Genomic DNA, 12,078 nt, shown 5'->3' on the forward strand with positions numbered 1-12,078 from the left:
CGGTGGCGTGCGGCACGCCGGCTCGGCCAGGCTGGCACTGCGCGGCGGGAGGAAGGAAGCGGGGGCCAAGACAGGCTCACCGCGAGCATCCCCACGCGAGGCCGATCGGCTCTGGTAGCGGCGGACGGATTTGAACCGCCGACCAAGGGATTATGATTCCCCTGCTCTACCGCTGAGCTACGCCGCCACCAGGGCGCGGGGGATAGACCCGAGGCCGCTTCGGTGTCAATCGGAAGCGGCGGCTTGGCTCCTCGATGGCGGCCCTGCCGCGCTCGGGGGTGTCGTTCCGCCATCCAGGCCGGCCGGGCGTCCGTTCGCGAACGCGGCCGCGCCCGCCCCCCGTCGGCGGTTGCCCATCGCCCGCGACTGCGTCGCGCGCCGGCGCCCGCGGTCCGCACACGCTCAGCTTCAGCCTGCCCGGCTCTTGAGGAAGGCGATCACGTCCTCCACCTGCGCCGGGTTCCGCAGGCCCGGGAAGGCCATGCTTCCGCGCGGCACCACCGCCTTCGGATTGGCGAGATAGGCGCGGAGGTTGTCCTCGGTCCAGACCAAGCCCTGCTCGCCGAGCTCCCGCATGTTGGCAGAATAGCGGAAGGTCCCGATCGAGGCGGCGCGCCGCCCGACCACACCGTGCAGATTGGGGCCGACGCCGTTTCGGCCGTCGTTCTCGATCACGTGGCAGGCGCGGCACTGGTTGAACACGCGCTGGCCGGACTCCGGGTCTCCTTCGGCGTGCAGCGGCGTGGTTGCGACGAGGGCGAGCAGGGCCGCAAGCAGGGGCAAGGAGCGCGTCATCCTGGCTTCTCCGGACGTGGACGGAAGCGCGATTCTGCTCCCGTCCACCTCTCCGCGAGCAGGCCGGCGCGTGACGTCTCCGCCACGCTCCTCGCGCCGTCGCGATCAGCGCCTTGCCGCTCAGGCGGCGCGCACCAGCACCTGGCGCTTGCGGCCGAGCGAGAGCCGCGCCGCTCCGTCCTCGGTCAGTGCGGCCGGGCCGATCACCGCCGCCTCGTCCGTCACCGGCGCGTCGTTGAGCCGCACGCCGCCGCCGCGGATCTGACGCCGCGCCTCGGCGTTGGAGGCGAGGCCGAAGGCGCGCGCGACCAGGGCGAAGGCTGCGATTCCGTCGGCGAGCTCGGGCACCACGACCACGGGAAGGCCTGCGGTGCTCTCGCCCGCGGCTGCCTTCGCCGCTGCCTCGGCCGCCGCGCGGCCGTGCAGGAGCGCGGTCGCCTCCGTCGCGAGCGTGATCTTCGCCGCGTTCAGCTCCGCTCCCTCGAGACGCTCGAGCCGGGCGATCTCCGCGATCGGCACCTCGGTGAACAGGCGGAGGAAGCGGCCCACGTCGGGGTCCTCGGTGTTACGCCAGAACTGCCAGTAGCCGAACGGGGAGAGGCGGTCGGCGTTCAGCCACACCGCGCCTTGGGCGGTCTTTCCCATCTTCTGCCCCGAGGCGGTGGTCAGAAGCGGCACGGTCAACCCGAACGCTTCGGCGCCGTCGGTGCGGCGAATCAGGTCCGCCCCCATGACGATGTTGCCCCACTGGTCCGACCCGCCCATCTGAACGACAACACCGTGCCGCCGGAAAAGCTCGCGGAAATCGTAGGCCTGAAGGATCATGTAGTTGAACTCGAGGAACGTCAGCGAGTGCTCGCGCTCGAGACGCTGCCGCACGCTGTCGAGCGTCAGCATGCGGTTGACCGAGACATGCACGCCGACGTCGCGCAGGAGCGGGATGTAGCGGAGCTCGTCGAGCCAGGTGGCGTTGTCGACCTCGATCGCCCCGGCAGGGCCGCCGCCGAAGTCAAGGAACTTCTCGAACGCGCCGCGTATGCCGCGCTTGTTCGCCTCGATCTGCTCATCCGTCAGAAGCGGGCGGCTCTCGTCGCGGAAGGACGGGTCGCCGATCCGGGTGGTGCCGCCGCCGATCAGAACCACCGGGCGGTTGCCGGTCTTCTGCCAGAGCCTGAGCAGCATGATCGAGATCAGGTGCCCGACATGCAGGCTGTCGGCGGTGCAGTCATAGCCGACATAGGCCGCGAGCGGGCCGGCGGCGAGGCGCGCGTCGAGCCCGGCAAGGTCGGTGCACTGGTGCACGTAGCCGCGCTCCGAGGCGATGCGCAGGAAGTCCGATCGCAGCGCGTCTGTGCTCATGGCGTGTCGGGGCGTGTCTTGCGGAACGGGGCGATCGCCTAGCACAGTCCCGCCATGGCGGCAAAACCGCATGCGGCCGGACGCGACCCATTCGGCTGGCATCTCGGCATGATGAGCGGCACCTCGCTCGACGGGGTGGATGCCGCCTTGGTCGAGACGGACGGGGAGCGCCTCGGCCGGCTCGGCGCCTCTCTCACTGTTCCGCTTCCGTCAGGCCTGCGGCGGCGCTTGCGCGCCTTGATGGAGAGGGCCGAGACGCTCGCGGCCGACGCCCCCGAGCTCGTTTCGGCGGAAGCCGAGCTCACCGTGCTTCATGCCGAGGCGGCGAAGGCGGTGATCGCGCGTGCGGGGGTCGCGGCCGGAGAGGTGCGCGCCATCGGCTTCCACGGCCAGACGCTGCTGCACCGGCCGAAGGCGCGGCGAACCTGGCAGATCGGCGATGCGCGGGCGCTCGCCGCCGCGACCGGCCTCCCGGTGGTGCACGACTTCCGCTCTGCCGATGTCGCGGCGGGAGGGGAGGGCGCGCCGCTCGTGCCGCTGTTCCACGCCGCTCTCCTCTGCCAAGCGGAGCGGCCGATCGCCGTTCTCAACCTCGGCGGGGTTGGGAACGTCACCTTCCTCGGCCTGGGCGGCGAGCTCCTCGCTTTCGACACCGGCCCAGGGAATGCCCTGCTCGATGACTGGACGCTCCGGCACACGGGCCACGCCTATGATTCGGGCGGACGTCTTGCCGCCTCCGGCCGCGCCGACGAGGCCGTGCTCGAACGCCTTCTCGCCCACCCGTATTTCGCCCGGACGCCGCCGAAGTCGCTTGACCGGCTCGATTTCCGCGAGGCCGCCGGGCAGGCGGGGCTCGATCGCCTCGCGCCAGCCGATGGTGCGGCGACGCTCGCCGCCTTCACCGCGCGCGCCGTGGCGGCCGCCCTGCCGCACCTGCCTTCTCCGCCGCGGCGCTGGGTCGTCTGCGGTGGCGGGCGCCACAACCGGGCGATCCTGCGCTGCCTCGTCGAGGCCCTCGGGGCGCCAGTCAGCACCGCCGAGGACGAGGGCTGGGACGGGGATGCGATCGAGGCGCAGGCCTTCGCCTTCCTCGCTGCGCGAAGCCTGCGCGGCCTGCCGCTCAGCCTGCCCGGGACGACGGGCGTGCCGCGGCCAATGCCTGGGGGGCGGGTCGTCCTGCCCCACACCGCCTGACGCCTCCGCGCCGGTTCGCGGCGGGGGCGTCCCTCGCGAGGCCTGCCGGCGCCCCATCGAGCGCGCGAAGGAGGCCGACGCCCCGCGCTGCCGCCGCCGCGTGCCGGCTCAGTCCGCGGCGAGCTTGAGACGCTCGTCGCGGCCGAGAGCGAGGGTCAAGTGCTCCTCCGCCGCCTCCGCGAGACGGTCACAGTGGTCGACGAAGAAATGGTCGCAGTCCTCGAAGACCCGGTAGTCGATCCGGATCCCCTTCTGCGAGTTCAGCTTCGCCACGAGCTTGGCGACCGCGGGCTCGGGCACGATCTCGTCGCGCCCGCCCTGCACGATCAGGCCCGACTGCGGGCAGGGGGCGAGGAAGCCGAAGTCGAGGTGGTTCGCCGGCGGCGTGACCGAGATGAAGCCGCGCACCTCGGGCCGGCGCATCAGGAGCTGCATGCCGAGCCAGGCGCCCCACTGGTAGCCCGCCACCCAGACCGGACCGGAGTTCGGGTTGATCGCCTGCATCCAGTCGAGCGCGCCCGCGGCATCGGCAAGCTCCCCCACGCCGCCGTCATACCGCCCCTGGCTCTTGCCCACGCCACGCAGGTTCACGCGCATGACGGAGAAGCCAAGGCGCTGGAACACACCGTAGAGCGTGTAGACGACGCGGTTGTTCATCGTGCCGCCATGCAGCGGATGCGGATGCAGGACGAGCGCGATCGGCGCCCCGGGCTGCTTGGCATGATGATACCGCGCCTCCAGCCGGCCATCCGGCCCCTGGAACATTACCTCAGGCATGCTTCTCTTCGGCCCCCTATCCAGTGCGGCGCCCAGGCGGGCGCCGGGTGCGGCCCAGCGCGCTCCGCACGCTCGGGGAGGGACGGTGCCGGGCAGCCATGGTTGACTGCCCCAGTCGGACTCCCTAGCCTCCCCCTCGCATGCGGGGCGCGCACCTCCGCAAGATAAGATATGGATCCCCCCGCGACGGCTGACGGCTCGCGAGGAAGCCGGGACTATAGTGAGCGACGCGCGCGAATGACACAGAAAACGTGACGACGATGTTGCGGACCTGGGTTGAGGGAATCGATGCGATCATGGCCCGCGACCCGGCGGCCAGGTCCCGGCTCGAGGTCCTGCTCTGCTACCCCGGTCTGCACGCGGTGGCGATGCACCGTCTCGCGCACCGGTTGTGGAGGTGGCGGCTCCGCCTTCCTGCCCGGTTGCTCTCCCACATCGCGCGGATGCTTACGGGGATCGAGATCCACCCTGGCGCGCGGATCGGTCGGCGGCTCGTGATCGACCATGGCGACGGTGTGGTGATCGGCGAGACAGCGGAGCTCGGCGATGACATCCTGATCTACCACCAGGTCACCCTCGGCGGCACCTCGCTCGTTGCCGGCAAGCGCCACCCCACCATCGGCAACGGGGTCATCCTCGGCGCCGGAGCGAAAGTGCTCGGGCCGATCCTGGTCGGCGATGGCGCGCGCGTCGGCGCCAATGCGGTGGTGGTGTCCGACGTCCCTGCCGGGGCGACCGTCGTCGGCATCCCTGCCCGTCCGGTCGAGCGGCGGCCCGCCGGGGCTGACCTTTTGCCCTACGGCACGCCCTGCGACGAGACGCTCGACCCTGCCCTGCGCAGCATTGAGCAGCTGCGGGCCGAGATCGCCGGCCTTTCGGCGAGGCTCGCCGCCCTCGAGGCCGGGCAGCGCGGGGCGCGCGCGCCCGCTCCGTCTGGCGAGAGCGGTTAGCGGGCGAGGGCGGCATGCGGCTTTCGACTCGCGGTCGCTATGCCGTGATGGCGATGGTCGATCTCGCGGCGCAGACGGCGGCGCATGGCACGGCGAAGCCCGTGGCGCTCTCCGAGATCGCTGAACGCCAGGGCATCTCGCTTTCCTATCTCGAACAGCTGTTCGGCAAGCTCCGGCGCGCCGGTCTCGTTCTCTCCGCTCGCGGCCCGGGCGGGGGCTATCGTCTCGCCTTCCCCGCCACGGAGACGCGGATCGCCGATGTCATCCTCGCCGTCGACGAGCCGATCAAGGCCACACGCTGCGAGATGGGCAGCCCCAAGGGCTGCCTCGGTGACCGCTCGCGCTGCCTCACCCACGACTTGTGGGAGGAGCTCGGCAACCAGATCCACATGTTCCTCGCCTCCGTGACGCTCGACGACGTGGTGCGCCGCCGCGTGCTCGGCCGCGCCGGAGCGCTGCACGCGCGCCTCAACGGCGTGATCGACGTCCCAATCGCCGAGCTCGAGCCGACGGCGCCACAGCCGCGCCGACCCGCCCGCTGAGCCGCAGCATGCGCCGCGTCTATCTCGACGCCAATGCCACCGAGCCGCTCCGCCCCGAGGCGCGGGCGGCCGTGCTTGCCGCCCTCGAACTCTCCGGCAACCCCTCCTCGGTGCACGCGGAAGGGCGCGCCGCGCGACGCTGCCTCGAGGAGTCGCGCGAGCGGCTCGCCGCGACGCTCGGCGTTCGGCCCGAGGCGATCGTCTTCACCTCGGGCGGAACGGAGGCGAATGCGCTCGCCGTCGCCGGGCTCGCCGCGTCGGGCCGGCGCGTTCTCGTCTCGGCCACGGAGCATGACTGCGTCCGCCGCGCCGTCGCCGGAGCCGAGACGGTGCCGGTTGACGGCAACGGAGTGGTGAGCCTCGAGGCGCTCGGGGAACGCCTTGCCGACGATCCGCGCCCGGCTCTCGTCTGCCTGATGCTCGCCAACAACGAGACCGGGACCGTGCAGCCGATAACGGAGGTGGCGGCCCTGTGCCGGCGTTTCGGCGCTCTCCTGCACATCGATGCCGTGCAGGCGCCCGGGCGTCTGCCGCTCGCCGAGGCGGTGGCCGCTGCCGACACGCTCGCTCTGTCCGGCCACAAGGCGGGCGGGCCGAAGGGGGCGGGGGCTCTCGTGGTGCAGAGAACGGCAACGCCCGCGGCTCTTCTCCGAGGCGGCGGGCAGGAGCGCGGGCTTCGCGCCGGGACCGAGCCGCTGCCGGCGATCGCGGGCCTCGCCGCAGCGGTCGAGGCGGCGGAGGCTTGGTGCCGCGCGGGTGGCGCGGAGCGTCTTGCCGCGCTCAAGGCGCGACTTGCCGATGGGCTTGCGGCCAGGGTTCCGGCGGCGCGCCTCCTCTGCGCCACTGTTCCCACCCTGCCCAACACGCTCGCCCTCGCCCTGCCCGGTGTCGCCGCAACGACCCAGGTGATGGCGCTTGATCTCGCCGGGGTGGCGGTCTCCGCTGGTGCCGCCTGCTCCTCCGGCAAGGTCGCGGAAAGCCACGTTCTCGCCGCGATGGGGCTCGGGCCGCTCGCCGGCCAGACGATTCGCGTCTCGCTTCCCTGGACCGCGACCGAGGCGGATGTCGACGCCTTCCTCGACGCCTATGCCGCGATGGCGGGGCGGCTTGCGCGGCATGCCGCCTGACCCGATCTCACCGCCATGAACGCTCTGCCGCCGCGAAACCGGCCGGTCTATCTCGACAACCAGGCGACCACGCCGTGCGACCCGCGCGTGCTCGAGGCGATGCTGCCGTGGTTCACCGAGCGCTTCGGCAACCCGCACAGCGCTGAGCACCTCATGGGCCGGGAGGCGGAGGAGGCGGTGGAGGCGGCCCGCGCCCACGTCGCGGCGCTGATCGGCGCCGAGCCGCGCGAGATCATCCTCACCTCCGGGGCGACCGAGAGCAACAACCTCGCGATCAAGGGCGCGGCCCGGTTCGCGGCGTCGCAGGGCAGCCCACGCCGGCGGATCGTGACGGTGGCGACCGAGCACAAATGCGTGCTCGCGACGGTGGCCGACCTCGCGTCGGAAGGGTTCGAGCCGGTGGTGCTGCCGGTCGGGCCTGATGGGCTTCTCGACCCCGACATGCTTGCCGAGGCCGTCGACGAGAGCACCCTGCTTGTTTCGGTGATGGCGGTGAACAACGAGATCGGCGTGATCCAGGACCTCGCCGCTCTCGCGAAGATGGCCAAGGCTCGCGGCGCTCTCTTCCACACCGATGCCGCGCAAGGGGCGGGCAAGATCCCGCTCGATGTCGGCGCTCTGGGGGTCGACCTTCTCTCGATCAGCGGCCACAAGCTCTACGGGCCGAAAGGGGTTGGCGCGCTCTATGTGCGGCGACGCCCGCGTGTCCGGCTCGCCCCGCTCTTTTCGGGCGGCGGGCAGGAGAGAGGCTTGCGCTCGGGCACCCTGCCTGCCCCGCTCGTCATCGGCCTCGGCGAGGCCTGCCGGATCGCCGCCGCCGAGATGGCAGAGGAGTCGCTCCGCCTCGCCCGGCTCAGGGACAGGCTGTGGGATGGCCTCGCCCGCGCGATCCCGGGAATCGCGCTCAACGGCAGCGCCGCGGCGCGTATCCCAGGCAACCTGAACCTCACCTTCCCGGCCGCCTCCGCCGCCGCTCTGATAGAGGCTTGCCCCGAGCTCTGCGTCTCCACAGGCTCCGCCTGCTCTTCCGCCGAGGTCGAGCCCTCCTATGTTCTCACCGCGCTCGGGCTCTCGGCTGAGGCCGCCTCCCGCACGCTTCGGATCGGGCTCGGGCGCTTTACCTCCGAGGCGGAAGTGGACTATGCGGTTGCCGCGCTCGCCGCCGCGCACCGGAGCGCCGCTGCCGCGGCCGGGTGAACTCGAGGGTTTCCTGACCATGCCGAAGATGACGTTCATCGAGCGCGACGGGACGCGCCGCGAGGTCGATGCCCCGCTCGGGCTCTCGGTTCTCGAGATCGCCCATCGCCACGGGGTGGACATCGAGGGCGCCTGCGAGGGCTCGCTCGCCTGCTCGACCTGCCACGTGATCGTCGATCCGAAGTGGTATGACCTGTTGCAGCCGCCGACGGAGGACGAGGAGGACATGCTCGACCTCGCCTTCGGCCTCGAGGAGACCTCGCGCCTCGGCTGCCAGATCGTGATGACCGAGGAGCTCGACGGCCTCGTCGTCAGGCTGCCGAAGGCAACGCGCAACGCCCAGAAGGGCTGAGGCGGTGGCTGCGGACGCGATCGCGGCGCCGGGAACGCTGTTCGCGCGGCTTCGCGACGCGGCGCGCCCCTCCTGGGAAGCGTATGTCTCCCACCCCTTCGTCCGCGGGCTGACCGATGGCTCGCTGCCCGAAGCTGCGTTCCGGCGGTATCTGACGCAGGACTATCTGTTCTTGATCCATTTCGCGCGCGCCTATGCGCTCGCGGTGGTCAAGCACGCCAAGCTCGACGACATGCGCAGCGCCGCCGCCACGCTTGATGCGCTGCTCAACCACGAGATGCGCCTGCACGTGGAGTTCTGCGCCGCCTGGGGCCTCACGGAGGCGGAGATGGAGCGCGAGCCCGAGGCCGAGGAGACGATGGCCTACACGCGCTACGTCCTCGAGCGCGGGCTTGCCGGCGATGTGCTTGACCTCGAGGTGGCGCTCGCGCCGTGCGTGATCGGCTATGCCGAGATCGGGGCGCGGATGACGGCCGACCCGGCGCTTAAGCGCGAGGGCAACCGCTACGACGCCTGGCGGGCGATGTACGCGGGCGAGGAGTTCCAGGCGGTGGCCGCGGAGGCCATCGCGCGTCTTGACCGGCTCGGTGCGGCGCGCGGGGCGGAGGCGCGGTTTGCGGGGCTTGCGCGCACCTTCGAGGAGGCCTGCCGCCTCGAGGCGCGGTTCTGGCAGATGGGTCTCGACGCGGCGAGGTAGGTCAGGGCTCGCCGCTCGGGTCACTGGCGGGCGTCGAGCAGGTTGCGGGCGCGGGCGAGAGTGCGCTCGGCGATCGCCAGGTCGGCGGGCGCGTCGAGGCTTCGGAACACCGCGAGCGCGCCCTCGTGGGCGCTGACGGCGTCGCGCAGGGCAGCGTCAGCCTGCCGACACCACTGATCCGGGCGTGAGCGAGCGCCCCCATCGCCTTGACGCCGCCCGACCGACGCGTCACCTCACCGCCATGCGTGTCGTCGTCGCCATGTCGGGCGGGGTCGACTCCTCTGTGGTCGCGGCGCTGATGGCCGAGGCCGGGCACGAGGTGATCGGCATCACGCTCCAGCTCTACGACCACGGCGCCGCCGTGGGGCGGAGGGGAGCCTGCTGCGCCGGGCAGGACATCCATGACGCCCGCCGCGTGGCCGACCGGCTCGGCATCCCGCACTACGTTCTCGACCGGGAGGCCCTGTTCCGCGCGGCGGTGATCGAGGATTTCGCCGACAGCTACGCCCGCGGCGAGACGCCGATCCCCTGCGTGCGCTGCAACCAGCGCCTCAAGTTCGACGACCTTCTCGGGGTTGCGCGCGATCTCGGGGCGGAGGCCCTCGCGACCGGACACTACGCCCGCATCGTCGCGTCGGCGGACGGGCCTGCGCTCGCGGTCGCGTCCGACGCCGCGCGTGACCAGTCCTACTTCCTCTTCGCCACGCGTCGCGAGGACCTCCCCTTCCTCCGCTTCCCGCTCGGGGAGATGACGAAGGCCGAGGTTCGCGCCCACGCCGCGCGGCTCTCCCTTCCGGTGGCCGAGAAGCCGGACAGCCAGGACATCTGCTTTGTCCCGTCCGGCTCCTACGCCGATCTCGTCGCGCGGCTTCGCCCCGAGGCCGCCGCGCCGGGGGAGATCGTGACCGAGGACGGGCGCGTGCTCGGCACCCATCGCGGCATCGCGCGCTACACGGTCGGCCAAGCGAAGGGGCTCGGCCAGGCGAGCCGTGACGGGGGCGAGCGCATGCATGTGCTGAGGGTCGAGGCCGGCACGCGCCGCGTCGTCGTCGGGCCGCGCGCGTCGCTCGGGCGGCGCACCCTCAGCGCTGGGGAGGTGAACTGGCTGATCCCGCCGCCCGCGGCGCCGATACGCTGCCTTGCCAAGCTGCGCGGCCGCGAGGCGCCGTCGCCGGCGACCGTGGCGTGGGACGGCACGGTCGCCGAGGTGACGATGGACGCCCCGGCGACCGTCGCCCCAGGCCAGGCGGCCGTGTTCTACGCCGGCGGGCGGGTGCTCGGCGGCGGCTTCATTCGCGCCGCCTGAACCGCCTCACGCCGCACGGACTTCCCGCAGGAACCCGTCCACCGCTTGGCTGAGCGCGCGGGTCTGGGCATTCAGGCCCTCGGCGGCCTCGCGCACCGTTGCGCTGCCTTCGGCGGCGGCGGCGGCGTTGCCGTTCACCTCGGCGATCTGCGCCGAAACCCGGCCCGTGCCGTTCGCCGCCTGCTGCACCGAGCGGGCGATCTCCGCCGTCGCCGCGCCCTGCGCCTCCACCGCAGCGGCGATCGAGGAGGCGAGCGAGGAGATCTCGTCGATCCTCCCGGCGATGCCGCGGATCGCCTCGACCGCGCCGGTCGTCGCCGCCTGCATCGCGGTGATCTGCGCGGCGATCTCCTCGGTCGCCTTCGCCGTCTGGCCGGCGAGGTTCTTCACCTCCGAGGCGACCACGGCGAAGCCCTTGCCTGCCTCGCCCGCGCGCGCCGCCTCGATGGTGGCGTTGAGAGCGAGCAGGTTGGTCTGCCCGGCGATGTCGCCGATCAGCCGCACCACATCGCCGATCCGCGCGGCCGCGGCCGAGAGCTCGTCGACCGAGGCATTGGTGCGCTCCGCCTCGCGCACGGCGGCGGCGGCGACCGAGGCGGCTTGCGCAACCTGGCGCGAGATCTCGCCGATCGAGGCGGAGAGCTCCTCCGCTGCCGCAGCGGCGCCATTGACGCTGCCTGCCGCGTCGCCTGCCGCCGCGGCGACCTCGCTCGAGAGCGCGACGTTCTGCCGCGCCTTTTCGGCGATGGCGGTTGCCGTCCGCTCGAGCGTGGCGACCGCCTCCGCCATCTGCCGCGCCATTGCGAGCACCTGCGTCTCGAACGTCTCGGCAAGGCGTAGCCGTGCCTCGCGGCGCTCGGCGGCGGCGCGGGCGCGCTCGGCCTCGGCTTCGGCGCGCGCCGCTGCGGCGGAGGCCGCCTCGGCCTGGAGCGTGGCGACGGCGCGGGCGAGCTCGCCCACCTGGTCGCGCCGCGCCTGCCCCGGCACGGCGGCGCCGAAATCGCCCTCCGCCACCTTGCGTGTGGCGACCGCAAGGTGGCGCACCGGCCCGAGCGATCCGCGCACCGCGGCAGCGACGAGCAGTCCAGAGACCAGGAGAGCGATGGCGGCGACGAGGAGCCCCTCCTTGATCTTCGCTTCGACCGCGCGGGCGATCTGGTCCACCGGCACGCCGACGAACCAGAGGCCGATCTGCCGGCCGGAGGCGTCGCGGATCGGCTCGTAGATTGTCAGATGGTCGCGCCCGAGGATCTCGTTCCGGCCGTGATAGGTTTCGCCGCGCCTGATCGAGGCGTCATAGGCCGGCCCAGGCGCGAGCCGCGTGCCCGTGCCCCGCGACCCGTCAGGTCGGGTGACGTTGGTGGCGATCCCAAGATCGCCGAGGAAGAGGGTTGCGACCCCGCCGGTGACCTCTTTCACGGCATCGACGATGTCGTTGCGGCCATTGAGCGGCTGGCCGCCGACGAGCAGACGATCCCCCTCCACCGTGAAGCCCTCGCCCAGGCGGCTGACCTCGCGCTTCAGCGCGCGCAGGTTCGCCTGTAGGCTTGCCTGGGCCTGCTCGAAGGCCCAGGTCTCGAAGCTGCGCACCGACCACGTCGTGATCGCCGCGGCCATGAGCGCCGTCGCGATGAGGCCGGTTGTGACGACGCGTGCCGTGAGCCCGAACCGGGACCCACAGGCGGCGAGAGTGGACCGTATGGTCTCGAGAATTGCCATGGGCGAGAGGCCCTGCTGGTGGGACGCGTTTTCGCCCGAGCATGCTCCTGACCGGCTAATCGC

12 protein-coding genes and 1 tRNA gene are annotated in these 12,078 nt (G+C 72.2%); 8 read left to right on the top strand and 5 right to left on the bottom strand.

Translation table 11 applies throughout. The features are described from left to right. Positions 1-112: 112 nt before the first annotated feature. The 3 genes from KO353_RS10075 to tyrS form a co-directional block, all read right to left on the bottom strand. Positions 113-187: transfer RNA gene (locus tag KO353_RS10075), tRNA-Met, on the bottom strand. Between the two features lie 221 nt (positions 188-408). Continuing rightward, positions 409-795, bottom strand: a complete 387-nt coding sequence (locus KO353_RS10080) for a c-type cytochrome (RefSeq protein ID WP_218284543.1) — start codon at positions 793-795, stop codon at positions 409-411. Between the two features lie 120 nt (positions 796-915). Beyond that, entirely contained in the window at positions 916-2,154 is a 1,239-nt protein-coding gene (tyrS, locus tag KO353_RS10085) for a tyrosine--tRNA ligase (protein ID WP_218284545.1), read from the bottom strand. Positions 2,155-2,208: 54 nt separating this feature from the next. Here tyrS and KO353_RS10090 point away from each other — a divergent pair, with 54 nt between their 5' ends. Beyond that, positions 2,209-3,348, top strand: a complete 1,140-nt coding sequence (locus KO353_RS10090) for an anhydro-N-acetylmuramic acid kinase (protein WP_218284547.1) — start codon at positions 2,209-2,211, stop codon at positions 3,346-3,348. A gap of 108 nt (positions 3,349-3,456) precedes the next feature. Here KO353_RS10090 and KO353_RS10095 read toward each other — a convergent pair whose 3' ends face one another. Next, a complete protein-coding gene (locus tag KO353_RS10095) occupies positions 3,457-4,125 on the bottom strand; it encodes an alpha/beta hydrolase (protein ID WP_218284549.1) in 669 nt (222 codons plus the stop codon). Between the two features lie 260 nt (positions 4,126-4,385). Between KO353_RS10095 and cysE the strand changes: the two genes are divergently transcribed. The 7 genes from cysE (at position 4,386) to mnmA (ending at position 10,296) form a co-directional block, all read left to right on the top strand. Beyond that, positions 4,386-5,075 (top strand): serine O-acetyltransferase, encoded by a 690-nt coding sequence (gene cysE / locus KO353_RS10100; RefSeq protein WP_218287344.1) that lies wholly within the window; start codon positions 4,386-4,388, stop codon positions 5,073-5,075. Between the two features lie 14 nt (positions 5,076-5,089). Further along, complete coding sequence (locus KO353_RS10105) at positions 5,090-5,617, top strand: Rrf2 family transcriptional regulator (RefSeq protein ID WP_218284550.1); 528 nt, start codon at positions 5,090-5,092, stop codon at positions 5,615-5,617. Positions 5,618-5,625: 8 nt separating this feature from the next. Then, a complete protein-coding gene (locus KO353_RS10110) occupies positions 5,626-6,744 on the top strand; it encodes a cysteine desulfurase family protein (RefSeq protein WP_218284551.1) in 1,119 nt (372 codons plus the stop codon). Between the two features lie 15 nt (positions 6,745-6,759). Next, positions 6,760-7,941 carry an aminotransferase class V-fold PLP-dependent enzyme gene (locus KO353_RS10115; RefSeq protein WP_218284553.1) on the top strand — a complete coding sequence of 394 codons (1,182 nt, stop codon included), beginning with the start codon at positions 6,760-6,762 and terminating at the stop codon, positions 7,939-7,941. Between the two features lie 19 nt (positions 7,942-7,960). Next, complete coding sequence (locus KO353_RS10120; protein ID WP_218284554.1) at positions 7,961-8,293, top strand: ferredoxin family 2Fe-2S iron-sulfur cluster binding protein; 333 nt, start codon at positions 7,961-7,963, stop codon at positions 8,291-8,293. A gap of 4 nt (positions 8,294-8,297) precedes the next feature. Then, on the top strand, positions 8,298-8,990 hold the full coding sequence (gene tenA, locus KO353_RS10125; RefSeq protein ID WP_218284556.1) for a thiaminase II: 693 nt from the start codon (positions 8,298-8,300) through the stop codon (positions 8,988-8,990). A 184-nt stretch (positions 8,991-9,174) separates the two neighbouring features. After that, a complete protein-coding gene (mnmA, locus tag KO353_RS10130; protein WP_268906168.1) occupies positions 9,175-10,296 on the top strand; it encodes a tRNA 2-thiouridine(34) synthase MnmA in 1,122 nt (373 codons plus the stop codon). 6 nt (positions 10,297-10,302) lie between these two features. Here the strand turns inward: mnmA and KO353_RS10135 are convergent, their stop codons facing one another. Beyond that, positions 10,303-12,015, bottom strand: coding sequence for a methyl-accepting chemotaxis protein (locus KO353_RS10135; RefSeq protein WP_218284557.1), 1,713 nt, complete (start codon positions 12,013-12,015; stop codon positions 10,303-10,305). Positions 12,016-12,078: the final 63 nt, after the last annotated feature.

This window comes from Elioraea tepida (genome assembly GCF_019203965.1).
Lineage (GTDB): Bacteria > Pseudomonadota > Alphaproteobacteria > Acetobacterales > Acetobacteraceae > Elioraea_A > Elioraea_A tepida.

Bases quoted from the DNA above. Each gene is read 5' to 3' on its own strand.
- tyrS (WP_218284545.1), bottom strand. From the start codon at position 2,154: ATGAGCACAGACGCGCTGCGATCGGACTTCCTGCGCATCGCCTCGGAG.
- KO353_RS10120 (WP_218284554.1), top strand. From the start codon at position 7,961: ATGCCGAAGATGACGTTCATCGAGCGCGACGGGACGCGCCGCGAGGTC.
- KO353_RS10105 (WP_218284550.1), top strand. From the start codon at position 5,090: ATGCGGCTTTCGACTCGCGGTCGCTATGCCGTGATGGCGATGGTCGAT.
- KO353_RS10135 (WP_218284557.1), bottom strand. From the start codon at position 12,015: ATGGCAATTCTCGAGACCATACGGTCCACTCTCGCCGCCTGTGGGTCC.
- KO353_RS10080 (WP_218284543.1), bottom strand. From the start codon at position 795: ATGACGCGCTCCTTGCCCCTGCTTGCGGCCCTGCTCGCCCTCGTCGCA.
- KO353_RS10090 (WP_218284547.1), top strand. From the start codon at position 2,209: ATGGCGGCAAAACCGCATGCGGCCGGACGCGACCCATTCGGCTGGCAT.
- KO353_RS10095 (WP_218284549.1), bottom strand. From the start codon at position 4,125: ATGCCTGAGGTAATGTTCCAGGGGCCGGATGGCCGGCTGGAGGCGCGG.
- KO353_RS10115 (WP_218284553.1), top strand. From the start codon at position 6,760: ATGAACGCTCTGCCGCCGCGAAACCGGCCGGTCTATCTCGACAACCAG.
- KO353_RS10110 (WP_218284551.1), top strand. From the start codon at position 5,626: ATGCGCCGCGTCTATCTCGACGCCAATGCCACCGAGCCGCTCCGCCCC.
- cysE (WP_218287344.1), top strand. From the start codon at position 4,386: ATGTTGCGGACCTGGGTTGAGGGAATCGATGCGATCATGGCCCGCGAC.